The sequence below is a fragment of the Sporosarcina siberiensis genome, from assembly GCF_042681925.1.
Lineage (GTDB): Bacteria > Bacillota > Bacilli > Bacillales_A > Planococcaceae > Sporosarcina > Sporosarcina siberiensis.
In genome coordinates, this window is the sequence record NZ_JBHUGI010000027.1 from 1 (window position 1) to 26833 (window position 26833).

30 protein-coding genes and 1 other annotated feature are annotated in these 26833 nt (G+C 36.4%); of the genes, 6 read left to right on the forward strand and 24 right to left on the reverse strand.

Annotation, left to right across the window (positions count from 1 at the left end; all coding sequences use genetic code 11):
* Nucleotides 1–72: 72 nt before the first annotated feature.
* From ACFSFY_RS10010 to ACFSFY_RS10025, 4 genes are all read right to left on the reverse strand, one after another.
* On the reverse strand, nt 73–354 hold the full coding sequence (locus ACFSFY_RS10010) for a membrane lipoprotein lipid attachment site-containing protein (protein WP_381537708.1): 282 nt from the start codon (nt 352–354) through the stop codon (nt 73–75).
* Nucleotides 355–616: 262 nt separating this feature from the next.
* The gene (locus ACFSFY_RS10015; RefSeq protein ID WP_381537710.1) at nt 617–1999 is read right to left on the reverse strand and encodes an aspartate aminotransferase family protein; all 1383 of its coding nucleotides are present in this window, start codon (nt 1997–1999) and stop codon (nt 617–619) included.
* A gap of 184 nt (nt 2000–2183) precedes the next feature.
* A complete protein-coding gene (gene rlmN, locus ACFSFY_RS10020) occupies nt 2184–3248 on the reverse strand; it encodes a dual-specificity RNA methyltransferase RlmN (protein ID WP_381537712.1) in 1065 nt (354 codons plus the stop codon).
* A gap of 81 nt (nt 3249–3329) precedes the next feature.
* Nucleotides 3330–4523, reverse strand: a complete 1194-nt coding sequence (locus ACFSFY_RS10025; protein WP_381537714.1) for a CynX/NimT family MFS transporter — start codon at nt 4521–4523, stop codon at nt 3330–3332.
* 184 nt (nt 4524–4707) lie between these two features.
* Here ACFSFY_RS10025 and ACFSFY_RS10030 point away from each other — a divergent pair, with 184 nt between their 5' ends.
* Both ACFSFY_RS10030 and ACFSFY_RS10035 read left to right on the forward strand, forming a co-directional pair.
* Nucleotides 4708–5028 carry a YflT domain-containing protein gene (locus ACFSFY_RS10030; RefSeq protein ID WP_381537716.1) on the forward strand — a complete coding sequence of 107 codons (321 nt, stop codon included), beginning with the start codon at nt 4708–4710 and terminating at the stop codon, nt 5026–5028.
* Nucleotides 5029–5174: 146 nt separating this feature from the next.
* The gene (locus ACFSFY_RS10035; protein ID WP_381537718.1) at nt 5175–5549 is read left to right on the forward strand and encodes a hypothetical protein; all 375 of its coding nucleotides are present in this window, start codon (nt 5175–5177) and stop codon (nt 5547–5549) included.
* A gap of 55 nt (nt 5550–5604) precedes the next feature.
* Here the strand turns inward: ACFSFY_RS10035 and ACFSFY_RS10040 are convergent, their stop codons facing one another.
* From ACFSFY_RS10040 to hisZ, 11 genes are all read right to left on the reverse strand, one after another.
* The gene (locus tag ACFSFY_RS10040; protein ID WP_381537720.1) at nt 5605–6828 is read right to left on the reverse strand and encodes a dicarboxylate/amino acid:cation symporter; all 1224 of its coding nucleotides are present in this window, start codon (nt 6826–6828) and stop codon (nt 5605–5607) included.
* Between the two features lie 60 nt (nt 6829–6888).
* Entirely contained in the window at nt 6889–7746 is an 858-nt protein-coding gene (dapF, locus tag ACFSFY_RS10045) for a diaminopimelate epimerase (protein ID WP_381537722.1), read from the reverse strand.
* A 101-nt stretch (nt 7747–7847) separates the two neighbouring features.
* Nucleotides 7848–8030, reverse strand: coding sequence for a hypothetical protein (locus ACFSFY_RS10050; protein WP_381537724.1), 183 nt, complete (start codon nt 8028–8030; stop codon nt 7848–7850).
* An 88-nt stretch (nt 8031–8118) separates the two neighbouring features.
* Nucleotides 8119–9180 (reverse strand): histidinol-phosphate transaminase, encoded by a 1062-nt coding sequence (gene hisC / locus ACFSFY_RS10055; protein WP_381537726.1) that lies wholly within the window; start codon nt 9178–9180, stop codon nt 8119–8121.
* Nucleotides 9173–9808, reverse strand: a complete 636-nt coding sequence (gene hisIE, locus ACFSFY_RS10060; RefSeq protein WP_381537967.1) for a bifunctional phosphoribosyl-AMP cyclohydrolase/phosphoribosyl-ATP diphosphatase HisIE — start codon at nt 9806–9808, stop codon at nt 9173–9175. Before hisIE ends, hisC begins: the two co-directional genes overlap by 8 nt.
* Nucleotides 9809–9814: 6 nt before the next feature.
* Nucleotides 9815–10537 carry an imidazole glycerol phosphate synthase subunit HisF gene (gene hisF / locus ACFSFY_RS10065; RefSeq protein WP_381537969.1) on the reverse strand — a complete coding sequence of 241 codons (723 nt, stop codon included), beginning with the start codon at nt 10535–10537 and terminating at the stop codon, nt 9815–9817.
* A gap of 16 nt (nt 10538–10553) precedes the next feature.
* A complete protein-coding gene (gene hisA / locus ACFSFY_RS10070; protein ID WP_381537728.1) occupies nt 10554–11279 on the reverse strand; it encodes a 1-(5-phosphoribosyl)-5-[(5-phosphoribosylamino)methylideneamino]imidazole-4-carboxamide isomerase in 726 nt (241 codons plus the stop codon).
* A gap of 18 nt (nt 11280–11297) precedes the next feature.
* Nucleotides 11298–11882 (reverse strand): imidazoleglycerol-phosphate dehydratase HisB, encoded by a 585-nt coding sequence (gene hisB, locus ACFSFY_RS10075; RefSeq protein ID WP_381537730.1) that lies wholly within the window; start codon nt 11880–11882, stop codon nt 11298–11300.
* Nucleotides 11883–11884: 2 nt separating this feature from the next.
* A complete protein-coding gene (gene hisD, locus ACFSFY_RS10080) occupies nt 11885–13159 on the reverse strand; it encodes a histidinol dehydrogenase (RefSeq protein WP_381537732.1) in 1275 nt (424 codons plus the stop codon).
* Between the two features lie 5 nt (nt 13160–13164).
* Complete coding sequence (gene hisG, locus ACFSFY_RS10085) at nt 13165–13791, reverse strand: ATP phosphoribosyltransferase (protein WP_381537734.1); 627 nt, start codon at nt 13789–13791, stop codon at nt 13165–13167.
* Nucleotides 13792–13795: 4 nt separating this feature from the next.
* Nucleotides 13796–15022, reverse strand: a complete 1227-nt coding sequence (hisZ, locus tag ACFSFY_RS10090) for an ATP phosphoribosyltransferase regulatory subunit (RefSeq protein ID WP_381537736.1) — start codon at nt 15020–15022, stop codon at nt 13796–13798.
* A gap of 109 nt (nt 15023–15131) precedes the next feature.
* Here hisZ and ACFSFY_RS10095 point away from each other — a divergent pair, with 109 nt between their 5' ends.
* Nucleotides 15132–15932: a histidinol-phosphatase HisJ family protein gene (locus ACFSFY_RS10095; protein ID WP_381537738.1), complete on the forward strand. Its 801-nt coding sequence runs from the start codon at nt 15132–15134 to the stop codon at nt 15930–15932.
* A 51-nt stretch (nt 15933–15983) separates the two neighbouring features.
* On the opposite strand, the gene ACFSFY_RS10100 is transcribed toward ACFSFY_RS10095, so the two are convergent.
* Together ACFSFY_RS10100 and gdhA are read right to left on the reverse strand one after the other, a co-directional pair.
* Nucleotides 15984–17192, reverse strand: a complete 1209-nt coding sequence (locus ACFSFY_RS10100; protein ID WP_381537739.1) for an argininosuccinate synthase — start codon at nt 17190–17192, stop codon at nt 15984–15986.
* A 176-nt stretch (nt 17193–17368) separates the two neighbouring features.
* Entirely contained in the window at nt 17369–18751 is a 1383-nt protein-coding gene (gene gdhA / locus ACFSFY_RS10105) for an NADP-specific glutamate dehydrogenase (RefSeq protein ID WP_381537741.1), read from the reverse strand.
* A gap of 282 nt (nt 18752–19033) precedes the next feature.
* Nucleotides 19034–19263, forward strand: a binding site (T-box leader).
* A gap of 58 nt (nt 19264–19321) precedes the next feature.
* On the opposite strand from gdhA, the gene ACFSFY_RS10110 reads away from it, so the two are divergent.
* The 3 genes from ACFSFY_RS10110 to ACFSFY_RS10120 all read left to right on the forward strand — a co-directional run bounded on the left by ACFSFY_RS10110 (nt 19322) and on the right by ACFSFY_RS10120 (nt 22407).
* Nucleotides 19322–20482 carry a pyridoxal-phosphate-dependent aminotransferase family protein gene (locus ACFSFY_RS10110; RefSeq protein ID WP_381537742.1) on the forward strand — a complete coding sequence of 387 codons (1161 nt, stop codon included), beginning with the start codon at nt 19322–19324 and terminating at the stop codon, nt 20480–20482.
* Entirely contained in the window at nt 20483–22069 is a 1587-nt protein-coding gene (gene serA, locus ACFSFY_RS10115) for a phosphoglycerate dehydrogenase (protein WP_381537744.1), read from the forward strand.
* Between the two features lie 215 nt (nt 22070–22284).
* The gene (locus tag ACFSFY_RS10120) at nt 22285–22407 is read left to right on the forward strand and encodes a hypothetical protein (RefSeq protein WP_381537746.1); all 123 of its coding nucleotides are present in this window, start codon (nt 22285–22287) and stop codon (nt 22405–22407) included.
* 329 nt (nt 22408–22736) lie between these two features.
* Here the strand turns inward: ACFSFY_RS10120 and ACFSFY_RS10125 are convergent, their stop codons facing one another.
* The 7 genes from ACFSFY_RS10125 to ACFSFY_RS10155 form a co-directional block, all read right to left on the reverse strand.
* The gene (locus ACFSFY_RS10125; RefSeq protein WP_381537748.1) at nt 22737–23519 is read right to left on the reverse strand and encodes an HAD family hydrolase; all 783 of its coding nucleotides are present in this window, start codon (nt 23517–23519) and stop codon (nt 22737–22739) included.
* A gap of 221 nt (nt 23520–23740) precedes the next feature.
* Nucleotides 23741–24289, reverse strand: a complete 549-nt coding sequence (locus ACFSFY_RS10130; protein WP_381537750.1) for a histidine phosphatase family protein — start codon at nt 24287–24289, stop codon at nt 23741–23743.
* Nucleotides 24290–24315: 26 nt separating this feature from the next.
* On the reverse strand, nt 24316–24816 hold the full coding sequence (locus tag ACFSFY_RS10135; protein ID WP_381537753.1) for an NUDIX hydrolase: 501 nt from the start codon (nt 24814–24816) through the stop codon (nt 24316–24318).
* A 91-nt stretch (nt 24817–24907) separates the two neighbouring features.
* Nucleotides 24908–25270 carry a VOC family protein gene (locus ACFSFY_RS10140; protein ID WP_381537754.1) on the reverse strand — a complete coding sequence of 121 codons (363 nt, stop codon included), beginning with the start codon at nt 25268–25270 and terminating at the stop codon, nt 24908–24910.
* A gap of 153 nt (nt 25271–25423) precedes the next feature.
* The gene (locus ACFSFY_RS10145; protein ID WP_381537756.1) at nt 25424–25660 is read right to left on the reverse strand and encodes a hypothetical protein; all 237 of its coding nucleotides are present in this window, start codon (nt 25658–25660) and stop codon (nt 25424–25426) included.
* A gap of 105 nt (nt 25661–25765) precedes the next feature.
* Nucleotides 25766–26146 (reverse strand): hypothetical protein, encoded by a 381-nt coding sequence (locus ACFSFY_RS10150; RefSeq protein WP_381537757.1) that lies wholly within the window; start codon nt 26144–26146, stop codon nt 25766–25768.
* Nucleotides 26147–26343: 197 nt separating this feature from the next.
* Nucleotides 26344–26808, reverse strand: coding sequence for an ASCH domain-containing protein (locus tag ACFSFY_RS10155; protein WP_381537759.1), 465 nt, complete (start codon nt 26806–26808; stop codon nt 26344–26346).
* Nucleotides 26809–26833 lie beyond the last annotated feature (25 nt).

A 26833-nucleotide genomic window follows, 5' to 3' on the forward strand; every position in this document is an offset into this window, starting at 1 on the left:
TAGGGAAGGCCTCTTTTCTAGGATTGGTTGTGGTGACTTAATTCTACCAAGAAAAGGTCTTCCTTTTTGTATTTATTCATTTACACAAGATATTTTACACTCTCCTTCAAATCCAGTAAAGTATACAGACGTGTCTCCTAGAATAGCATTTGATCCATTCAAATATACATATGCATTACCTTTTTGTTTATCAAAATATAGATGGATACCATTTTCTTCTTTAACTTCTTGAAAAAAAGATTGGATATCCGTATTCATATTTTGTTGACTAACTTCTGAAACCGACAAAGATGAGTCTTTACTACATCCAGATAATGCGATAATACTTACAAGTATTAATATTATTCTTTTCAAATTATGCCCCCCTTTAATTTACTAGATCGACCGATTGTAGTACAAGATTATTACTACCATATGATACGTTTATCTAGTTGATAAGGATTCAGTTGATAGAAAATGGAGACTTCGGCAGAATTTATTACTAGAATTAAAGCACCGCTAAATGCGATGCTCATTTACAGACTAATTCGATTTTAATTGGCTTGTTCTTTAAACTTTCTATCGCTCAACTGTTTGGGTTGGATTTCGTAACCGAGCTTCAGTTTCTGAATATAGTTTAAAAAAGTTTATTTAAGACAGTCTCGTACGCTTCTAATGTCCGATTTATTTCTGTTTCTCCGTGAACAGTAGATAGACTGTAGCGGTTTAAAGGTTTCATATAAATTCCTTCAACAAGTAAGTGATAATCGATTTCTTTCCTTAGGGCAAAATTCGATTGCTGTAGATCTCGGTAATTTTTCACTTCATCTAGATCAGTAATGACAACATTAAAAATAGAACCAATACCAATGGTTTGTGCACGAATACTTTTAGAAGCAAACAACTCTACAATGCCTTTTTTTAGTTTTTCAGTGTTTTCAAAAACGCTCGCTATTTCTGTTTCTAAAACTGCAATCGTTTCTAAACCCGCTGCCAATATTGTTGGATGTCCATTATAAGTACCGCTGTGAAATAAAACGTCCTGTGCATTTGAATGTTTGCTTTGACTACTGTCAAATACATCTGAAAAAGCAGAAGGAGCACTAATATCCATAACTTCTTTTTTCCCACCCACAATTCCAAATGGGAAACCGCCTCCTACAACTTTTCCAAGTGCAGTGATATCTGGTTTTATGCCGTAAATTTGTTGAGCACCACCCATACTAATTCTAAAACCTGTTTTCACTTCATCAAAAATCAGTAAGATGCCTAATTCCTCAGTCACTTTACGTAAACCATCCATAAAGTCTTGATCCGCCGGAATAAATCCTCCTTGAATTGGTTCTAATATGACACCTGCTAACTCGTCTTTCCATTTTGTTAAAATTTCTATCGTTGCTTCTAGATTATTGAAAGGCAATATAATCGTCTGCTCTGCAATATATGGATCTACCCCTCGAGATTCAGAAATCCCTATTGGGTTATTTGCAGGTCCAGCATCGTTTACTTTAGGATTAACACTTTGTAAGACTTGGTCATATCCCCCATGATAATGACCTTCAAACTTAGCAATTTTATATTTCCCGGTATATCCATAAGCCAGTCGAATCGCTAAAAGTGTTGCTTCTGTTCCCGAGTTTGTATAACGAATTCTTTCCATACTCGGATATAATTCCATCACTTTTGTACCCATTTCCACTTCCAATTTATGTGGTGTTCCAAAAAGCATTGTACCTTCATCTTGAAGTTGATTTTGTACTGCTTGTAGAACTTTAGGATGACCGTGTCCAAGCTTTAAAGCACCATAAGAGAGCATATAATCGACGTATTCATTTCCATCCAAATCAAATAAATACGCACCTTTTCCTTTTTCCATTACGATTGGATAAGGTTCAAAAAACTTGATATTGGCAGTCACTCCCCCAGGCATGATAAGACTCGACTTTTCAGAGAATTCTTTTGATTTTGGTGTTTTTTTAATATACTCTTTTATACCTTCGCTCTCTTTTACTACACTCACTTTGGATCTCCCCTTTAATGGACTATTCAGTCTCCGAATAGAAATCTAACTATTTGAAAACCTTTACTCCACTCTATCATAATTAGATGCCCTTGTCTGACTAGTTCGTTAAGTATTTTCAACAAAATAAAAAAGTCCACAATTACTCACCATTTAAAGTGAATAATTGTGAACAACTTATATTTTAAACTGTTTCGGCTTTCTTAATCTGCTTACTTCTTAACTGTCCACATGCAGCATCAATATCCGTTCCTTGCTCCATTCGAACAACACAATTAATACCTTTTCCTTTTAACGTTTCGTAGAAAGCTTTAATAGCTTCAGGAGTACTTCGACTGTATTGACCGTGTTCATCGACAGGATTATAAGGGATTAAGTTAACAAACGATAAATGGCGTTTGTTTTGCAATAGTCTTGCGAGTTCTCTTGCCTCTTCGACATGATCATTAACATCATTTAGAAGTATATATTCGAACGTAATTCTACGATTCGTAGTTTCTAAATAATAATCAATCGATTTCATTAACTTCTCGATTGGGAATGCTTTATTTATTTTCATAATACTTGTTCGTAACTCATCATTTGGAGCGTGTAAGGACACAGCTAAATTCACTTGCAAATTTTCATCCGCAAATTCAATGATTTTATGTGCCAAACCACTCGTTGAGACGGTTATATGTCTTGCACCAATAGAAAGTCCTTTTGGATCATTTACAACACGTAGAAAGGACATTAAGTTAGCGTAATTATCAAACGGTTCACCAATTCCCATTACAACAATATGACTTACCCGCTCGTCAAGTTCTTTCGCATCAAGATGGTGCTGAACTTTCATAATTTGCTCTACAATTTCTCCGCCTGATAAATCGCGGCTTTTCTTTAGTAACCCGCTTGCGCAAAAACTACAGCCGATGTTACACCCAACTTGCGTAGTAACACAAACCGAATAACCGTATGGGAATTTCATAAGAACAGTTTCAATTAAGTTCCCGTCTTTCATCTTAAATAAAAACTTAATTGTACCGTCTTCTGACTCTTGTTTAATAGATTGTTCTAATGATTGGATATAATAGTGCTCTTCTAACAACTGAATGCACTCTTTATTTATATTTTTCATTTCTGCAAATTCTGTTATTCGTTTTTTGTAAAGCCAGTCCCAAACTTGCTCGGCTCTAAATTTTTTCTGCCCATGTTCCAATAACCATTCAGTCAACTTGTCGATTGTAAGTCCATATATAGAATTTCTCATTTACTAATTATCCTCATTTCAAAAAAATGCAATTCATTCATTATACTACTTTATTTCTTACTTTGAAACAACTTTTTTACTTCATATTTCAATTTTCTTTCCAGCACCCATTCCAAAAATGAACAGCAGTACTGATGTTGCCATTAAGAAAGCGAGTGGTGTAGTCCAATCCCCAGTCACATCTTTTAATAAACCAAATAATAATGGGCCAAACGCTGCTAGTAAATAACCGACTGATTGTGCCATTCCTGACATTTCAGCTGCTTCATTTGAATTTCTTGTTTTAAGTCCAAAAAACATCATCGATAAACTAAACGCAGATCCACTTGCAATACCAATCGAAATCATCCATAGCGGTATGAGAACCGGACTTGAAAAAGTGACACCACTTATTCCTAAGAAAAACAAGCCGGCAGTCATTGCTACTAACAAACGCTGGCTTTCCATTTTCCCCGCAATAATCGGGATAATGAATGTGAATGGTAAAAGTGTGAATTGCATAAGAGCAATCATCCAACCCGCAGATGCTGCAGTCATACCTTTTTGTTGCAGTATTTCAGGAAACCAAGCGATAATGGAATAAAAGATCAGAGACTGAAGTCCCATAAATAATGTTATTTTCCAAGCAAGTGTAGATTTCCACAAACCGCTTGATTTTTTTGTATTCATATCACTATTCTCTTCATTAGTAGCTTTAATTTCACCTTTTGGTATCCAAAATAGAAGTGCAGTCAAAGATAATAAACCAAAGGCGCCTAATGCTCCTTGCCAACCTAGCCAAGATATTGAAGCAAGGGGAACTGTAATACCAGAAGCTATTGCAGAACTTAAATTCATTGAGGCTGCGTAAACACCCGTCATTAATCCAATGCGAGTAACAAAACTTTCTTTAATGATAGCCGGTAGAAGCACATTCCCAATCGCAATTGCAAAACCAAGAAGTACAGTTCCTAATAAGAATGTCTCTATGCCATTCATCGATCGAAGTATTATCCCAAACGTTAGCACGATTAGTGAAAAAAATATTGTACGGTCTCTACCGAATTTGCGAGAGATTTTTGCTGCCATTGGCGAGACTAGAGCAAATGCCAACAACGGTAACATTGTTAACATGCCTACTGTTGTATTGGAAATCCCCAAACCTTCACGAATCATTCCGACCAATGGCCCCACAGACGTTACAGGCGCTCTTAAGCTAGATGCTAATAATATAATTCCAATAATAAAAAAGCCTACTCTAGGCCTATTCAATTGTTTATCCTTTGTTTTGTTCAACTAAATCCTCCACGTCTTCTTTTTTTTCACAATTTGAAGACTAGAAGAATTATAATGAGTAAAAGGTTCTTTGTCTACTTATTAAGATATTTTACCATCAACTGATTTCTAGTTATTATGTTTTAAATGTGTTCGTAAGGGCAATTATAAAGTGTACAACTATTATAATTGGAGGGAATTTAGTATGACGGTAAAATTAACTGTTGAAAACGTAGTACAAGCTAAGGTAGAAGTGGAACGTTTGGAAACTGAAGGATTTACACGTGATGATATTTATATTTTCGCCCATTATAAAAAAAGAAGTGACGATATTTCAGATGCATTGGATACTGAAGAAGTTGGAATGAAGGAACAAGGTTTTGTTGAAAGTATGAAAAACATGTTTACTTCACGCGGCGATGAACTTCGCAGCAAGATGGAAGCCGCTGGTTTATCATCTGAAGAAGCAGCTAATGCTGAAGAAGAACTGGATACGGGTAAGCTAATCATTATTGCTAAAAAATAACTACTTATAAAACGCATTACAATAAATTTAAGAATCCCAACCTTTCTTGTTTGAAAGATTGGGATTCTTTTTTGTCCGTTGTTCCTACTTAATCATTGGCACTACTTCACATAATTCGGTATGATACTAAAGAAAGTGGGTGCTTTATGGAAAGACATTATGGTAAGTTCGGCGCTATAGTAGGATTATTAACGTTTATGTTGTTAATATTTGGTGTTCGTAACGTTCTGGGAATTACGCTTGAGATAAAAAACATTATTGCCTTCACAATATTCGGGCTCATTATTGGTGTTGGAATTGCGGCACTTCTTTATTATAAATTAAGAATTGCCTTCCCCATATTTCTCATCGCTGTAGTCCTTGGCTTCTTTGAATTATTCCGCAACTTTTTATCCGATACGGATGGCTTCGGACAGTTAATGGGAATACTATCACTCTTTATTATTACATCTTTCGGTTTAGGTATTGCACTTATTGCAGAATTCGTTACCTATCTCATACGTAAAAATAAGAAGGAATAAAAAAATGCCTATCAAATCCCAAAATTATCGGGATGAGATAGGCATTTTCATATAATTAATCTACTATTTCATCCATCCAATCCTTACCTTCCAAGTGTCTTGTGACGAGCATACTCGCTACTGTATCACCTGTAGCATTGACCATTGTAGCCGGAGGATCTACAACTACGCCTATCGCAGAGATGATTGGCAGTGCTTGAATTGGTAATCCGTAAAATGTGACTATAACCATTTCTCCAATAAAACCTCCACCTGGAATCCCACTCATAACAACACCAGCCATTAATGAAATTCCGATTGCGGTAAGGAAAGTACTTATTCCGTTAAACTCCATATTAAACACTCCGAAAACAAAGGCAATTTTCAGCATGGATGATAGACAAGAACCATCCATATGAATCGTTGCTCCAAGCGGCAAAACCGTCTCTCGTATATCCTTAGGAACGCCAATTTTCTTGGCTGCTTGTAAGTTTACAGGTAACGTTGCAAAACTACTTCCTGTTCCAAGAGCCGTAGCGGCAGGGGTTAAAATATTCGTCCAAAAACGTTTAACTCCTTTTTTACCACCTGCAATAAACGCATAGAGTGTAAAGCCAATAGCAAAATATAAAAATGCTACTGGATAATACACAATGAAAGCTTGTGCATAATCACTTATTAATTCTCCGCCAAAGTCACCTATAAGTGCAGCAAAGTAGGCTCCTAAACCAATTGGTGCATAGTACATTATGAGTTGAATTATTTTCATAAAAACTTCTGAACCACTTTCTAAAAAACGCGCAAACGGTTTACCCGCTTCACCTGTTAAACCAGTCGCGACACCAATTAAGACTGAAAACACAATTAAAGCCAGCATGTTTTTACGTGAAAATAAATCCACAAAATCTGGAACTGTAAATGTACTAACAAGCTGATTAGATAGCGTTAAAGCTTCTACATTTTCAGGGGTTTCAAGAGGGATATCAGCACCTACGCCTATAGGAATAATGATTACAGCAACAAGCATTGTTACAGAAGCAATAATTCCAGTAATAATAAAAATAGTGATCATAGATCCCATTATTTTTCCTAGACGACGCATGCTGTCCATATTCGCTACAGCAGATGTAATTGAAAAAAACACTAAAGGTACAACTACCATAAACAATAAATTTAAAAACAAATCACCAAAAGGTTTAATAACACTCGCCTTTTCTCCAAATATAAGACCAATAATAGAACCGATAATAATAGAAGATATCAAAATTAATGGAAACCGATACGCTTTCAATTTAGACATTTTTATTCCCCCCAGTCACATTTTTGTTTGTTTAGCATATGCTAAACATTTGTTTTCTATCTATTCTTCCCAGTGGAAAATTCCTGTTGCTGTAACTTCCGCTGGCCCCGTCATCCAAACATGATCATCATCCGCCCATTTTATCGTTAAATCCCCTCCCTTTAAATGCACAATGATATCTTCATTTTTCAGCACTAAACCGTTTAAAACTGAAGCAATAACAGCCGCACATGCACCTGTACCACAAGCCTCCGTAACTCCTGAACCCCTTTCCCATACTCGGAAATTAATCTCCTTTTCATTGATAACCTCAACGAATTCAACATTTGCCCGATTTGGGAAACGTTTATCGTCTGTGATAATAGCACCCAACTCATAAAGGGGTGCTTCTTCTATTTCATCTACGAAGAATACCGCATTCGGATTGCCTAAAAATAATGCAGTTACTAATAGTTGTTCACCATTGACGATAAATTTTTCACCAACTACGTGTTCATCTGGACTTCCAAGCATAGGTATCTGACTTCTTTTTAATAATGGAGGACCCATATCCACTGTGATTTTATGTATTTTATTCCTGTTCCCAAAAACCTCAGCAGACACAATGGCGGCTTTCGTTTCAATTGTAAATAGAGTACTAGATACCAGATTATTTTCATAAACGTACTTTGCAACGCAACGTAAACCATTTCCACAGTTTTGACCTTCAGAACCGTCTTTGTTAAAAATTCTCATTCTCAAATCTGCTACTTCACTTGGCTGAATGAGGATTAGCCCATCCGAACCTATTCCCGTATTCACATTAGAAATACTTTTTGCAAGAGGTGAAAAAAGATCTTCATCGTAATTCTTTTCAAATAAATTCAAATAGATATAATTATTTCCCAAACCATGCATTTTCACAAAAGGTATATCCAATTTCAAACCTCCTAAGCCACTTTTGCAAGATGGTAAATATTTCGTTAATTCAAACCAATATGAATTGCTTAAAACGATTTCTCGCATTAAGCAATTTCCGATTAATTTATATTTGTTTTTTCATTTTCTTTAGTTCTTTTATATTTCACTATCGCCGTAAATATATTTAGAACACATAAAACTGCAAACATCGTTGCAAAACCATACTGCTCATTTGCAAAACGTGTAATTGCAAAGTATCCCATGAATATTATTAAAGCGATATCAATGTACAGTGACTTCAATTTATTACCCTCCTACTTTTCGTATACCGGTATATTTTCAGTATACCAGTTTTACTTTAAACAGGGGTAAGTATCTTTCGAATACTCTTTATTTTGCTAAAATCTTTTCCAACGTTAATAGAAGTTCTTCCATCTGAGTATCCGTACCAATTGTAATTCGTAAAAAGTTGTTTATAGGTTCTTTGTCAAAAAATCGAACGACTATATTCTCTTTTTTTAACTCTGTATATAATACTTCCGCAGCAACTCGTGGATGAGAAACAAAAACAAAATTAGCTTTTGATGGAAGCACAGTAAACTCAAGTTGCTTCATTTTTTTGCTTACGGTTTCACGTGTTGATACAATTCGAGCAGTGATTTCTTTGAAATAAGCTTCATCCTCAAAAGACGCCTGTGCGCCAACAAGTGCCAATCGGTCAACAGTATAGGAATTAAATGAATCCTTCATCCGAATCAATGCATCGATTAATGAGGCATTACCTAGTGCAAATCCAACTCTAAGCCCCGCAAGAGCCCTGGATTTAGATGTCGTTTGTACAACAAGTAAATTATCATATTTTCGAATGAGACTTGCTGCGGATTGCTCTGCAAAATCAACGTAGGCTTCATCAATAATTACGACTTGATTTGGATTGTTTTTCACAATTTCCTCAATATGATCTAGTCCTACATACAAACTTGTAGGTGCATTTGGATTCGGAATGATGATTCCACCTTCAGAATCAAAGTAATCCTCTGCCTGAATGGAAAAATCCTCCTCCAAATTTACTTCTTCATAAGGAATATCGAACAACTTTGCGTACACAGGGTAAAAGCTGTACGTTACGTATGGAAACCGAATTACCTTACCGGGCTCAAAAAATGCCATAAATGAAAATGCCAATACTTCATCTGATCCGTTTCCAACAAATACTTCATCAGCAGTCATATTGTAGTAAGATCCAATTGTACTACGAAGTTTATCTGCCGTAGGTGAGGGATACAAATGCAAACTTCCCGCCAACTCTTCCTCAATTGCTTTCAGTACCTTTGGACTTGGAGGATACGGATTTTCATTTGTATTCAACTTCACTAAATCGGCTTGTTCAATTTGTTCACCAGGGACGTAAGGTTCTGCACGTTTTGCCATTGAGCTCCAGAACTTACTCATCTTTTTTACCACTTCTTTTTAAGAGCTCTTTTTTTACATCTTCTATACTAACACCGGCAATTTCCATAAGAACTAGTGAGTGATATGTTAAATCGGCTAATTCACTTGTTAATTCCGACTTGTCTTCATTTTTTGCACCAATAATTACTTCGCTGGATTCTTCACCAATCTTTTTCAATACTTTATCGATGCCTTCCTTGAATAAATATGAGGTATAGGATCCTTCGATTGGGTTTTCACGTCGGTTTTTAATTTCTACAATTAGTTCTTGGATAATTGCTCTATTTGGTGTTTCCTCTTCGAATTTTGTGTTGTAAAAACATGTTTCTACGCCCGTATGACACGCGGGTCCCATTGGAGTTACTTGCACTAAAACGGAGTCATTATCACAATCGAGTGAAAGGCGTTTGACTATTTGTCGGTTTCCAGAAGTTGCTCCTTTATTCCATAGTTCTTGTCTTGAGCGACTGTAAAACCATGTTTCTTTTGTTTCAATCGTCTTGAGTAAAGATTCTTTATTCATGTATGCAAGCATTAGAACTTTTCCGGTTTTGTCGTCTTGTACAATCGCTGGAACAAGTCCTTTTTCATCAAACAGTACATTTTCTATTTGCAAATTCATCAGTATCATTCCTTATTTGTTATTTTCTTTATTCAAAAATGATTTTAGTTCGGCAATGTTAATTTCTTCAAAATGGAATACTGATGCCGCTAATGCAGAACTGGCTTTTCCTTCTGTTAAAACGGCTTGGAAATGTTCCATGGTTCCTGCACCGCCACTTGCAATAATAGGAATACGCACAGCTTCCGCAATCGTACGCGTCAGCTCAAGGTCATAGCCGTCCTTCTCTCCGTCTCCGTCAATACTGTTGACTACAAGTTCACCAGCACCGAGTTGTTCGCCACGTACAGCCCACTCGATTGCATCCATGCCTGTGTCAACAGTTCCGCCTTTAACAAAAATGGACCATTTTGATTCCCCGACTTTTTGTACATCCATTGATAAAATGATTCGTTCTGAACCAAACTTTTCGGCTGCACTTTGAATAAATGAGGGATCCTTAATCGCGATACTATTAATCGATACTTTATCTGCACCAATGTCTAGTAAATTTTGAATATCGTCAAGTGTCCGTATTCCACCGCCAACAGTGAAAGGAATCGGAACTTCTTTTGCAATTTTTTCGATTAAATCGAACATGAGCCCCCTGTTTTCTGTTGTCGCTGTAATATCATAAAAAACAAGTTCATCCGCGCCATCTTTGACATACTTTTTGGCCAACTCGAATGGATCCGCTACTTCTTTGACGTTCAGAAACTTTTGACCCTTTACAACTTTTCCTTTGTCGATGTCCATGCAAGGTATGATTCGGTTAGTTTTTCCCACTATTTTTAGCCTCCATTAGCTTTTCTAAGGATAAATTACCATCGTACAGTGCTTTTCCAATAATTGCGCCGTATAAGTTCATTGCTCTTAACTTTTCAATATTTTCTGTTGTAGATACGCCACCAGATGCAATTACATCAATTGACGTAGCTTCATCAATCGCTTTCAATTCCACAAAATTCGGTCCTTGCATCATTCCATCTTTAAAGATGTCTGTATAAATCACTGTTTTCACACCGAGATTTTCTAACTCCTTCAAAAGATCAATTGCTTGTATATCACTTGTTTCTGTCCAACCATCAGTTGCAACAAAACCATTACGAGCATCTATCGAAACCGCAATTTTATCACCATATTTCTTGACTGCTTCTTTAAGGAATGTTTTATCACTGATTGCCGCTGTCCCAATAATGACACGACTTACACCATTTTCAATATGATCCTCAATGATTTCCATTGAACGAATGCCGCCACCCACTTGGACAGGGATTGAAACGCCCCTCGCTACCGCTTGAATCGCCAGTCGATTTGACGAATTTCCGGACTTAGCACCATCTAAATCGATTAAATGAAGATACTCCGCTCCTTGGCGTTCCCATTCTAAAGCCATTTCAGTTGGTGAATCTCCGTAAATTATTTCCTTATCGTAATCACCTTGAATGAGGCGTACACACTTACCGTTTCGAATATCAATCGCTGGAAATAGAATCATGATCTAAACTACCCCTTTTTAGAGCATCCCTTTAGTAGACGGAATCCCTTTTATATTTGGATTTATTGTACTTGCTGCATTTAATGAACGACCAAACGCTTTAAAAATAGATTCGATTATATGATGACTGTTCTTCCCGTATTGTAAATTGATATGCAAAGTTACTTTTGCATGGCTGACAAAAGCTTGAAAAAATTCTTCAACAAGTTCAGTATCAAATTCTCCAACTTTATCTTTTAGTCCTTCAACATTGTATACGAAAAATGGTCTTCCACTAATATCAATCGAGACAGTTGATAATGCTTCATCCATTGGGATTGAAATTGTTGCATAACGGTCGATTCCCTCTTTAGTTCCAATACTCTCATAGAAAGCTTGTCCTAAAACGATGCCAATATCTTCAACAGAGTGATGCTGATCCACTTCTACGTCCCCATCACACTTCACTGTTAAATCGAATAAGCCATGCTTCGTAAATAACGTCAACATATGATCAAAAAAACCAACACCTGTTTGAATATTTGTTTCACCCGTTCCGTCAATTGAAAAATCCATTTCTATTGCCGTTTCTGCAGTCGTTCTTGAAATTTGTTTCCTACGCATCGTTAGTCATCCACCTTTCTTATTTGAATCGAATTGGCATGTGCTTGTAGACCTTCAGCATTTGCGAGTGTAATAATATCTTCCGTCACGTCTTGTAGTGCTTCTTTCGAATACTGAATAATACTGGACTTTTTTTGAAAGTCATATACACCAAGTGGTGATGAAAATGCAGCTGTGCCACTCGTTGGAAGCGTATGATTAGGGCCTGCAATATAATCTCCTAACGCCTCAGGTGAATAATTCCCTAAAAAGATTGCACCAGCGTTCTCAATACGATGCATTTGTTCCAATGGGTTTTCTATCATTAACTGCAAGTGTTCAGGTGCCAAGTTGTTTACAATCTCAAAAGCTTCATCCATGGACCCTACTAAAACAATTTTCCCGTTATCCGTTATGGATTGCTCAATTATTTCTTTTCTCTCTGAAGTCTGCATTTGTTTTTCTACTTCTTCTTGTAGTTGCTCAGCAAATGCTGAACTCGTTGTAATGCAAATCGCTGTTGCACGCTCATCATGTTCTGCTTGTGACAATAAGTCTGCAGCTACGAAACGTGGAATTGCCGTATCATCTGCTACAACACAAATTTCACTTGGACCTGCAATCATGTCGATTGCTACATCGCCAAAAACCCATTTTTTTGCTCGTGCCACATAAGCATTCCCAGGTCCTACAATTTTCACGACTTTTCGAACAGACCCCGTACCATATGCAAGAGCCGCTATCGCTTGAGCTCCCCCAACTTTGTATACAACGTCCACGCCAGCTTCCATTGCTGCTACAAGGACATATGGGCTTACTTTTCCGTTGGATTGTGGGGGTGTTGTAATGGCAATGTTTTTAACACCGGCTATTTTTGCTGGTATTGCATTCATTAAGACGGTTGAAGGATAAGATGCCTTTCCACCCGGCACATAAATTCCGACACTGTTTAAAGCCGTTACTTTCTGTCCCAATAAAATGCCGTTCTCTCCGTTTACAAACCACGAGTGTTCCTTTTGGACTTCATGAAATTCCTGTATATTTTTTTTAGCTTTCTGTATCGCAACAACAAACTCAAGCGAAACTTGTGCTTTTGCTTCTAAGAACTCTTCCTTAGATACAAGTAAACTTTCCAACTCAACTTTATCAAACTGCTTCGTATATTTTAATAGTGCCGCGTCTCCATTTTCACGAACATCACGTATAATTTCGAGAACTGCACGATCAATGTTTTCATCGTTGTGATCTATATATTGCTGGCTTTCCGCATTAAATTGTTGAGCTGTTAATAATCTCATACGAATCACTCCAATACTTCTTTAATTTCATTAATAAATTGTTGGATTTGATTTGTTTTTGTTGCATAACTTGCTTTGTTTACTATTAATCTGGCACTTACATCTGCAATTTCATCCAATATAATTAAGCCGTTTTGTTTCAAAGTTGTTCCTGTTTCTACAATGTCAACGATTACGTCAGACATACCAATTAAAGGTGCAAGTTCAATTGAACCATTTAATTTAATCGTTTCAATACGAATCCCTTTTTCTTCAAAAAAAGCTTTCGTAATTTCAGGATATTTGGAAGCTACCGTCAAAGATTTTGCAGTTTCATATTCTCTATCTGCAAAACCGGCTACTACGACTTTACACTTACTAACATCTAAATCGAGTAATTCATAGACATCAGGACGTTCTTCCATTATCGTATCTTTACCAATAATGCCAACATCTGCTGCACCTTTTTCCACGTATGTAGGTAAGTCTACGGCTTTCACAAAAATAAGTTTCAACCTTTTCTTCTCATCAAAAATTACAAGTTTTCGACTATTGTTGTGAAAATCTGGGAATTCAATTCCTGCTTTGGAAAGGAGCTTCATTGCCTTATTTGCAGTTCGCCCAGATCCAATTGCTAATGTTAAATAACTCATTTATTTATTTCTCTCCTTCGAAATCACTCAGCAACTTCAGCAATTCGGTGATATGTGTAAATGACGTTTCAATTCCATTATTGTGGAAAACAAATTGTTCATTAGTAACTTGAATCCAAACGCTGCATAGTTGTTTTTTATCCATTGGATATGAAAGAACGCTATAGTTTCGTTCTCTAAGATCCTTCACAAGCGTTAATGCTCTACCAAAACAAGTGGATTCATAATACACTTCTACATCCTCAAGCACGCTCGGTTTTCTAATTTGATTCTCCGAAGCTTCAACAAGTGAATCCACTTCACAAGCAAATCCGATTGCTGGAAGAGTTGCATCAAACTCATTTCCCAACTCGTCGTATCTTCCACCCATTAATACCGGTTTACCGTACTTTTCCACAAATCCTTGGAACATTAAATCAGAATAATAGCCCATATGGTTAATGAGTCCTAAATCCATAACAATATTATCTTCCAAACCGTAAGCGATAAGTAGTTCATAAACCTTTAGTAAATAGTCCAGTTTTTCATTCATTTTTTCCGTGAATGAAATCTTTTTTGCTCTTTCACTAACTTCAATAGAATTACCGTAAAGAAAAGGTATCATAGAAATTGCATCTTTTAACTTTTCATCAATATTCAAGCCACTTAAGAAGGACTCAATATCTACAACACTTTTTGCTTGAATTCTATTTTTAAGTTGATTCAACTGATTATCTGTTAAATGTATTTGCTCAACAAGCTCTTTAAAAAAACCTGCATGACCTATTTCGATTTTAATATCAATAAATCCTAAATCTTTTAATGTGTCACAAGCTAATGCAATTACTTCTGCATCTGCTTCAGGTGAACTCTTACAAAAATATTCAACGCCTGCTTGTGTGCTTTCAATCCCTTTTATTTTGTCAAAGGATTGACGAAAGACATCTTGTACGTAAAAGTAACGAAGTTCATTTGGCAGTTCTGAAAAATCTTCGGCTAATTTCCGTGTAATTGGTATTGTTACATCAGGTCGAAGAACTAAAACTTGTCCTGTATAGTCGATTACTTTAATCATTTCATTTTGATTAATAGCACCATTTACTTTAGAGTATAAATCGTATTGTTCAAACGTTGATGTTTTAATTCTTTTGTACCCATATGTTAAAAACCGCTTATTAATTGTTTTTATAATTCGATCGTGTTTTTCAAAAGCTTTCACATTTTCATCATTCATTCTATAATTAGTTGACACTTGTTAAATTCCGCCTTTCATCAATAAACTTTAATGCTTTACCGTAGTGAAGTTATTTAGTACTATAAAGGTGTATACGAGAAATGTCAACATAAGGAGGCAAATGATTATGTTCGATTACCATATGCATAGTGACTTTTCAGCCGATTGTTCCGTTTCAATGGAAAGTATGGTTTTGGGTGCAATTGAAAAAGGGCTAACAGAAATTTGTTTTACAGAACATATCGATTACGAATATCCCGATAAAACCATAGTTTTCGATTTTGATTTAAATCTATATGAACAAAAGATCAATGAATTACAAGCTAAATACGGCGGAAGAATTCGTATAAAAAAAGGCATTGAGCTCGGTGTTCAACCTCATATACTACATAAGTATGATGCATTAATGGATGCAAATGAATTTGATTTTGTAATTTGTTCAATGCATACAACAGAAAAGAAAGGTTTGCATTCTGGGGATTTATTCAAAAACAAAACCATTGAGCAAGCCTTTCAAGTCTATTATGAAGAACTTCTATACTGTGTGAAAAACTTTAAACAATATTCCATACTGGGCCATGTAGACTTAGTAAAAAGATATTCCCTTTTAGAACATTGCGATAATAACTTCCATGATATTCTCAAAGAAATTTTCAATGTAATTATCCCAGAAGGTAAAGGAATTGAATTGAATACATCCGGTGTCCGGTACGGTATGCCAAACAATCTTCCAAGTGATGACATTCTAAAACTATACAAACAATGTGGTGGAGAGATTATTACACTTGGCTCTGATGCACATAGAGTATCTGAGTTGGCATTTGAGTTTAAAGAGTCCCTTCAATTACTACAGTCTATAGGCTTTAAACATATCGCAACATTCGATAAACAACAACCGACATTCCATTCAATTAAAAGTTTGATTTAAAAAACACCTCTATCCCAGTCGCTAATGATTGGAATAGAGGTGTTTTTTAATTTATTTTTTCACACTTTCTTTTCTATGAATCATACTGTGAACTTCCGTGGGTAACCCCCAAAGTTTAATGAATCCAACAGCTGCAGACTGGTCGAATGCATCTTCAGCAGTATAAGTGGCTAGTTTCTCGTTATAAAGAGAGTTTGGTGACTTTCTTCCCTCGACAATCGCATGACCTTTGAATAGTTTTACACGAACAGTCCCATTCACATACTGCTGTGTATCTTTCAAAAATGCTTCTAACGCATTACGAAGTGGAGAGAACCATAATCCTTCATAAATAAGTTCTGTTAGCTTTTTAGCAACAACAGGCTTGAAATGTGCGATGTCCTTTATAAGAGTGATATCTTCCAATTCTTTATGAGCTTTTAAAAGAGTAATTGCACCTGGACATTCATAAACTTCACGTGATTTGATACCAACCAAACGATTTTCAACATGATCGATTCTACCGATACCATGCTTACCAGCAATGTCATTTAAATGTATAATTAGGTCGCTTAGTTTATACTTTTCACCATTTATACTTACTGGCACACCCTTTTCGAAGTCAATTTCAATAATTTCAGGTGTATTGGGAGTATCTTCAAGTGCAGCGGTTAATCCATAAGCACCTTCTGGTGGTGTTGCCCATGGATCTTCTAATATTCCACACTCATTGCTTCGTCCCCATAAGTTTTGGTCAATTGAGTACGGGCTATCAAGATTGATGGGAATTGGTATGTTTTTCTCTTTTGCATATTCAATCTCCTCTTCACGAGACCACGCCCATTCACGTACTGGTGCAATCACTTCAAGCGAAGGATTTAAAGCTTTAATGGCCACTTCAAAGCGTACTTGGTCATTTCCTTTACCTGTACAACCATGTGCAACAGCCGTTGCTCCTTCTTTTTCAGCAACTTCTACGAGTTTCTTTGAAATTAAAGGACGAGAAAGCGCAGAAACTAGTGGATATTTATCCTCATAATATGCATGTGCCTGTAAAGCTAATAATGCGTACTCATTTGCAAATTCTTCTTTAGCATCAATTACATAGCTGTTGACAGCCCCAACTTTAATCGCTTTTTCTTGAATCTCTTTTAAATTTTTTCCTTCACCAACATCTAAGCAACATGCAATAACTGCATAGCCCTGATCTGTAAGCCACTGTACTGCCACTGATGTATCTAAACCGCCTGAATATGCTAAAACCACTTTTTTCTTTGTCATTAATAAAATCCCCTTCCAAACGCTGATGCATCTTTATGCACCTTATAGTATTTTTATAATAACACATATGAAAAAAATCACAACCTTTTTTATTCGAATACAAAAAAAATATAAAAAGGCTTTGCTAATATGCTTAGCAAAGCCCTACCTTTATCAAAAATTCTTATATCAATCTCTTATCGGATACCGTGAGCAACCATCGCATCCGCAACTTTTAAGAAACCTGCAACATTTGCACCTACAATTAAGTTTCCGGGTTTTCCGTACGTATCGGCAGCGTACAAACAACTACTATAAATATCCTTCATAATTTGAAGCAACTTCTCATCCACCTCTTCAGTTGTCCAGCTCAGTCTCATACTATTCTGTGACATTTCCATAGCAGAAACCGCTACACCGCCAGCATTTGCAGCTTTTGCCGGTGCGAACAAAACATCATTAGCAACGAATCGATTGATTGCTTCCATTGTGCAAGGCATGTTGGCACCTTCACCAATCGCCTTAACAGAATTCTGAACTAGAATTCTTGCTGACTTTTCATCTATCTCGTTTTGAGTTGCACATGGCAGGGCAATATCGCATGGAATTGTCCATATTTTTGTGCAATCATCATTGAACTCTGCATGTGGGTGTACTTTAACGTAATCTCTTATGCGGAAATTGTTTTCTTCTTTTAAGTATTTGATTGTCTTCAAATCGATTCCTTTTTCATCGTAAATATATCCACTAGAATCACTGCATGCAATTACTTTTGCGCCAAGTTGAATTGCCTTATCAATTGCATACGTCGAGACATTTCCTGAACCCGATACAACGACGGTACTTCCCGAAAAGCTTAGACCTTTATCTTTCAACATTTCTTCTACAAAATATACCGTGCCATAACCCGTTGCTTCTTTTCTTCCAAGACTTCCCCCGTGTTCAGGGTCTTTCCCAGTGAAAACACCCGCCTCATAGCCGCCTTTTAAACGATTATATTGACCAAACATATAGCCGATTTCCCGTTTACCAACGCCAATATCACCAGCAGGTACATCCATATCTGGTCCTATATATTTACTTAATTCAGTAATAAAGCTTTGAACAAAGCGCATAACTTCTCGTTCGGACTTCCCTTTAGGATCGAAGTCCGAACCCCCTTTACCCGCGCCAATCGGCTGTCCTGTTAATGCATTTTTAAAAATTTGTTCAAATGCAAGAAACTTCATTATGCTTGTATTGACGGAAGGATGAAAACGAATCCCCCCCTTATACGGCCCTAAATCACTATTAAACTGAACACGGTATCCTCTATTTACATGTACTTTACCTTGATCATCTTCCCAAGCAACACGAAATGTAATGATTCGGTCTGGTTCTGTCAAACGCTCCAATACACCGTTTGAAATATATTCAGGATGTTGTGCAAAGACCGGTCTCAATGAATCAAAAATTTCTCTTGTAGCTTGTAAAAATTCTTTTTCGTCAGAATTTCTTCTTTTTAACAACTCATATACTTCATGAACATAATCATTTGCTAGTTTCTTTGAATCACGAGTAGTATCGTTTATATTTTTCATAATAGGTCCAGTCCCTTCCTTCATTCACATATATATACATACATTCATAGTCAGCAAAAGAACAATAGATCAACAACAAGTTGAAGACTGTACTCTTTACTTATTTTCTAATTTATTTGATTCTATGTATTTTATACGAAATACTGAATATTAACAACTCAATATCAAAAATTATTTTCATATAACATCAAATTTCCGAACATAATGTTCACAATTAATTTATATAAGGCCTTTGACTTTCGTAAATAATTTGGTATGATAAATTCTAATTCTATATTAGTTCTAAATATTTTGAAGGAGATACACTTTGCGATTAAGAATTCTTTAGAGAACTGATGGTTGGTGTGAATCAGTGTTTTCTAGCGTAGAGTAGCACTCTGGAATAGATAGGTCGAACCCTTTTAGTACACCTATTCGAAACATGCACGTTACGCATGAGAACCAGGCTCATTCTATTTTTATGAGCAAAAAAGGGTGGTACCGCGTGAGTATTTCAGCTTTTCGCCCCTTACATTTTGTAAGGGGAGGAATGCTTTTTTTTATTTTTCAAAATTGGGAGGAGAATGAAATATGTTACAAGACCAGCAAATACTTAGAATTCCAGGGCCTAGTCCAATTCCGCCAAGCGTTCAAAGAGCAATGAGTCAACCGATGATTGGCCACCGTGGACAAGAAACGTCTGCAATGCTACAAACAATTTCATCAAAACTGAAAAAAGTTTTAGGAACGTCACAAGATGTACTTATTTTAACTGGTAGTGGTACTTCAGGTTTAGAAGCCGCAGTTGTAAATATCGTTCAACCTAATGAAGAAGTATTAATTTTAATTTCGGGTGCTTTCGGCGAACGTTTTGCAAAAATTTGCGATGCGTACTCAATTAAAACACACCAAATTGATGTGGAGTGGGGACAAGCAATTAATCCACAAGACGTTAAAAAGTATTTAAAAGATCATCCAGAAATAAAAACCGTCTTTTCGACTTATTGTGAAACTTCAACAGGTATTTTAAATCCAATAAAAGAGATTTCCGAGGCTGTACATGAAGCGTCTGAAGCACTTTTTGTAGTAGATGGCGTCTCTTGTGTGGGTGGAGTAGAAACGAAAATGGACGACTGGGGCATTGATGTAATGGTTACTGGATCACAAAAAGCTTTCATGCTCCCAGCGGGTCTTGCCTTCATTGCTGTAAGTGAAAAAGCATGGAATAAAATTAAGACAAATAGTAGACCACGATTTTACTTTGATTTAGTTAAGTACAAAGACAATATTTTAAAAGACACAACGCCTTTCACACCTGCCTTGTCCCTTATATTTGGTCTTGAACAAGTTCTAAACTTAATGGAAAAAGAAGGTTTGGATCTAGTTTACAAGAGACATCAATTAATGATGAATATGACTCGTGCAGCATTTAAGGCACTTGATATTCCACTTCTTACAAGTGATGAATTTGCGTCTCCAACAGTAACTGCTGTACAACCGAATGATTTTAACTCTGAAGATTTCCGTAAAGTACTCAAAAAGCAATTCGGACTTACAGTTGCTGGTGGCCAGCAACATTTGAGTGGAAAGATATTCCGCATAGGACATATGGGATATTGTTCTCCCGCTGACGTCCTCCAAACAATTAGCGCGATCGAAATCGGCTTAAATCTTGTTGGAAGAAAAACGGAACTTGGAAAAGGAACGGCAGCTGCTCAAAAAATCTATTTAGAACAAGGAGTGATCGTTTAAATGACCTTTAATATATTAATTAGCGACCCGCTTAGTGAAGAAGGTATTTACCCGTTAAGACAGGCTGAAGGTATGAATATTGTCATTGACACAAACAGTACACCAGAAGAATTAGCAATGAAAATCGGTGACTATGACGCGCTTCTAGTCCGCAGTCAAACACAAGTCACACGTGAAATTATTGAAAAAGGAACAAACTTAAAAATTATTGGACGCGCTGGTGTTGGTGTCGATAATATTGATTTGGATGCGGCTACTGAAAGAGGAATCATCGTAGTAAATGCTCCTGATGGAAATACTAATTCTGCTGCCGAACACACGATGGCTATGTTAATGTCAATGGCACGTAAAATACCTCAGGCTTTCAATTCACTAAAAAACCAACAATGGGACCGTAAAGCATTTATTGGTGTCGAATTGAAAAATAAAACATTAGGTGTTGTTGGACTTGGTCGTATCGGTGCGGAAGTTGCGGCACGGGCAAAAGGACAACGAATGAATGTCATTGCTTATGATCCGTTCCTGACTGAAGAAAAAGCGCGAAAACTGGGAATTGATTTCGGCTCTGTAGAAGATGTACTAAAAGCAGCGGATTTTATTACAGTACATACGCCTTTATTGAAAGAAACACGTCATTTGATTAATAAAGAAGCTTTTGAAATAATGAAAGACGGCGTTCAAATTATTAACTGTGCTCGTGGTGGAATTATTGATGAGGATGCTTTATACGATGCAATCGTCTCTAAAAAAGTCGCCGGCGCAGCACTTGATGTTTTTGAACAAGAGCCCTTTTTAGATCATAAATTACTAACACTTCCCGAAGTCATTGCAACACCACATTTAGGCGCAAGTACATTTGAGGCACAAGAAAGTGTTGCAGTTGATGTTAGTATTGACGTTGTGAGTTTTCTTAATGGAGGACTTGTTCAAAACCCTGTAAATTTACATTCGGTATCAAAAGAAGTAATGCTTAAGATTGCTCCATTCTTCGATTTATCTGAAAAGCTTGGTGCGTTCTTGTCTAGTTTGTCGGATGGCGTTATAGAGGAAGTCAACATCTTTTATTCTGGAGAAGTTGCAACCAATGATGTACGTCCATTAACACGTAACACGTTGAAAGGACTACTCAAACGCAATCTTGGTGATCACGTAAACGATGTGAATGCAAAATTCTTAGCAGATCGCATTGGAATAAAAGTAGTTGAAAATAAATCTTCAACTACCAAAGGTTTCTTGAACTTATTAACGGTTGAGGTAAAGACTACAAATGGAGTACGACGTGTTGCCGGAACCTTATTAAATGGCATGGGCGCACGTATTGTAAAAGTAGATGATTACCCAGTTGACGTTGTTCCAGAAGGACATTTACTTTACATTAAACATAAAGACCAACCTGGTGCAATTGGCCGCGTCGGTACACTTTTAGCAAAAGAAAATATTAATATTGCAGCAATGCAAGTTGGTAGAACAATCATTGGCGGAGAAGCTATTATGATGCTAACGATTGATAAATATGTTGATAATTATGATGTGAAAGATTTAGTAGAACTTGATGATATTTATGAAGCAATTGCGATTGACTTATAATTTCAAGTAAAAAAAAGAGGCCTAAATGGCCTCTTTTTTTTGGTTCTTTGACTAATGACGTTGATGAAGAATTCTAACCTGCAATAACCGTTTTTTTTGCTGCAGGTCTGTCCAGAAAGTCGGTGAAAACTGACTTTTTGGACAGTATTTTTATATGGGTTTCCAAGTCCCACGTTGCTTTCCGTTCCAGGCGGACGCGTTCGGGAGGGCGGGCGGTGGACCAACCGAAGAGCAAAGATGTGCTCATAACGCTTCGCTTTTACTCGCAAAAGCCGTTCTTCGTGACGGCTCTCGCTACACTACCGTTGGTTGTTTCACCTGTCCTCGGGAAGAATTGAAATTCATTCTTCCTAAATCCTCCCCGAGTCATCTTTAGCCGCGGGCCCACACGAAGTGGGTCATGCAGTCGTTACGACAGGACGTCGTGGTTTTAGACTGCCTTGCACTCCAAGCAACTAAGAATGTACATTGAAAAACAAGGAATATATAGGAATTATACAAAAATGGGATTACATTGCTTTAGTGAATGATTTTACCCTAAAGTCTAAAAAAATATGGTTTTAAAAGTCTGAGTACCTCTAACGGAAATTAGCGAGTTGCAACAGAACTATTTAGTTCAGTATATATTAAATAAAAATTTTACCAACGTCTTAAATTGTACAACTTCTTATTTTATAATCGTGAAAAGTTCTTCTAAATTCTTTATTTCATATGTTGGTTGTACGTCTTCCATAGGTTCTTTGTTTTCACGGTTTATCCAAACGGATTTCATACCTACTCGGGATGCTCCTAATATATCTGTCATTAAGTTATCCCCTACCATTAAGGCTTCTTCAGCCGATGTATTGCTTCGTTCAAGTACATGATGAAAAATAGATGGATCAGGCTTCCCTTTTCCAAAAGCTCCAGAAACGATGATATGGTCAAAATATGGTGCGATTTCTGGTGTGATATCTAATTTTATTTGTTGAAGACTAGGAGAACCATTCGTCAACAAAATGAGTTGGTATTTACCTTTTAATGCATCTAGAACTTTAAACGTTTCTTCATAAACAAATGGACTTTTTTTTCTTTCTAGCGGAAATGTTTGAGCGAGCTCCAATCCTAATTTTGCGTCATCAATTCCGATACGAAGCAATCCTTTTGTCCATGCTTCTTGTTGATATGCTGGTACAATCTTTTTCATTTTTTGAAAATCACTACCTAAATCATCAAATGTTCCCCATAAACCTTCAAAGGGATTTATGCCAATCATTTGCGTGTACTCATATGTATCGTATGTCGCGTAAAGATCTCTTGCTTCGTTCCTCACAGCATCCTCTAACACTTTCGGATTCAGTCCTTTGTACGTTACTGCAGCCTTTTCACAAGTTCTTTTAAAAGCAGTTTCGACACTTTTTTTATCCCATAATAATGTGTCGTCTAAGTCGAATATAATTGTTTTTATCAATGATTGAAGCCTCTTTTCTTTTATTCTATAAATTGATGTATAAATAGTATAACAGAAAAACGGACTTTACTCTTTCTTAGGTCGTCACTTTAAGATAGATGTCTTAGCGGTTGGACGACCTCACAAACTTCACATTCTTCAATATACTTTTCGACAAAAACTCGTCCCATTTTGGGCACAGTGTTTCATCTAGAACCGCCACTATTACATAAAATCCGAGCTCAATACCATAATCGTTCATAAGTTACTTTATTATCTATCTTTCTTAAAACATACACATCTGGATTAGTAAGATTTTGCCAACCCTCAAAACCAAAATTTTTATTATAATTATTTAGAAGTAATGACATCAGATTCCCGTGTGTAACTATAATTGTATTTTCAGATACATCGTTGAAAATTTGTTCTACAACATCCACTATTCGTTCCCTTGCTTCTTTACTGGACTCTCCTCCTTCAAATTTCAGTTCATCATCCTCAAATGATGTTCTTAGCTTGTCCTTCCAGTCTGAAATATCTTTAGTGCTCAGCACGCGTTCTGTTAATTTTCCATCAATCTCAATCTCGATATTCAATTGCTTTGCAAGAGGTTGGATAGATTGAATAGCCCTTTCATACGGACTTGAAATAATGCGATCGACTTCAATTTCAGAAAAGAAACCAGATAAGTCTATTGCTTGTTTAAAACCTTGTTCCGTAAGTTTTGCATTGGTGGATTGTCCTTCTGCATCACAATGCCTCACAATATAAACGTTTTTCAATATGATCACTCCAATATTATAAATTAGGCAGTATACTAATCAATTTGTTGTTTTTCTGCATAATACCATTTCAGATAATACATTATTCCAGACTTGTCCACCCAACTAAAGTCTATTAAATCCTTCTCTAGTAAATGGTGTAGCTCATCTACTGAAACCCACTTTATATCTTCAGTACCGTCACCTTCTTTAACTAAATTACCAGAGGCTTGACATCGAAAATAAATACCTAATGAATCTACTGGACCGTTTGTCGTTTGATAAACAGCAAAAGGCTTCATAGCTTCAACATTTGAGTCCACATCATTGGTTTCAATTCTAGTTTCTTCCCCAAATACCTTTGTTATATGCAGTCCTGTTTCTTCGTTCACTTCCCTTTTAAGTCCTTCTACAAAGGACTCGAATTTCTCTAACCTTCCTCCTGGTAGCTCATAAGGTGTTTTGTTTTCATTCGATTTAACCCTTTTTTGTATAATGATTTCAGTTCCATTTGTCCCATCTCTTTCAATGATTGCTCTAACATTTACATGTATCATGCAAGTTTCCCCCATACTTTTTTCCTTTAACAAAATGACCTGATTATTTTTAAAAACCACTTTTACCTTCTCGACTTTCTGAATCTTAATCTTATAATTCTTGAATCATTTCCACTCTGTTCCCAAAGGGGTCTCTAAACTCAAATCGGTCAAAACCTGGAATCGGAACTCCTTCAATTATTTGAATGCCCTTTTGCTCTAATACATTTTTCCAATATGTGATATCCTTTACCAAATAAGCTAAATGTGCTTTTGTTGTTAATCGGTTAAAACCGTCCTCAGTACCTACATGAACGGCTCTATCTCCAACTTTTAACCAAAATCCCCCACGAGCTTTAAGTGCATCTGGCTTTTCTACTTCTTCCAACCCCAAAAAATCACAATAAAAATCTTTACCATCCACTTCCGCACCTTTTGGAATAGTGATCTGCGCGTGATGCAATCCAATAATCATTTACATCTCCCCTTATGTATTCATAACTTTATTTGCCAACAATGTGGCCCGATTTAAAAATATGTCAGCAATCACTTATTAAACAATCGCGTCGTTTGAAGGGTAGCCCTTATACTGTCTTTACACCTTATTGTGACGAAGTTATTAGCTTTATTAATCACTAAATTCGTCAAAAAGATTCTTTAATTCTTTTTCATCATATAAGACGCCACCATCACTAATAAATTTTTCAATCTCTATTGAACCGTCGTCCATAAACTCTACCTCCCAACGCTGACCTGGAAGCGCAATTTCGACCATAATTGCCTCGCTCCTGACTTTATTCAGTTTATAATAGATTTTTCTTTCCTCTAGCTCGTTGAGAAAAACATTTAGTTTTTGAGTTTCCATTAATATCACTCCCCAGAAGCTAGTTTCATTAGTTAAATGATCCGTTTCAGAAACAGCTCATATTTCACATCTGCATTCGTTCATTTTTATATTAGTAATTGTTTTCTAGATATCAGAGTTAAGCTGACTAACTTTCATTTTCTTATATCCTTTTACAATGTCGAAAATACTAATAAAGAATACAATCCATAAGAAAGGATCTGTTAAAGATAAACCTACTTGTGAAACACCACCTACTAAAGTAAAAATCATGATTAATGCAAACAAATACGCAAGAGACACAACTTGCCATATAAGAGTAACCTTTGAGGAGTCGCCTTTGTCGAAATGGCTCATAAAGATACCTATAAGAAAAGTCAGTAATATGAGTCCCAGAAGCATTGATTTTGGTATATAAATATAAGAGATGAACTTAGGGAAAAAATCATAAATCATTAAAAATGTCAGTAATACAAGTGCTGTAATACCCAAAAGTTTAAATTTCATTTTAAATCACCTCTTCTTAGTTTACTAAGGATAGTTGGTATTCTAGGTTTCACTAGAATATCAAGCGTTTGAATAATCAATCAACTCAGTAGATAGCTGTTCCATTTCTCTCTTAAAAAAAGAGGTAACTATTAACGAATCTGGCCTATTCGCGGGATCTGCTAGCAATCGTTTATGCTGGGATTGCACCCCATTACTTAAGTCTTGACCGGCTGTTCATCTTTTACATGCACCACTTCAAAGCGTTCACAAACAAGAAGCATATCCTTCGAAAATTCACGTTCAATCGAATTTAGTTCTTTTCTAAAAAACTTCTCATGTGCATCCCACCAGTATCGGTACGTCAGATTTCCTTCCCCTTCCGCAATAGCAAACTCTTCACTGACCTTATTCATTGGAGTTATCGTAACCCCTACAGTCTTAGTGATTGCTACGGGTTTATCATCACTGTTTAAAATAATATTGTAATCTTCTGTTGTTGGAATTGGATCATTCTCAAGCTCATAAAAAATGTGACCTGAGCATGTTGCAGTTTTAATGCCGTCCACTACTAACTGGGCAAGGTAATCAGGTGTAACCCCAAATTGCCATGCAGTAACGGATTGTGGTTTCTCTTGATTTCTCCAATATTCATTCCAGTATGTCTGCGTAGCTTGATTCATAATTCTTACCTCCGTTAATTTGATC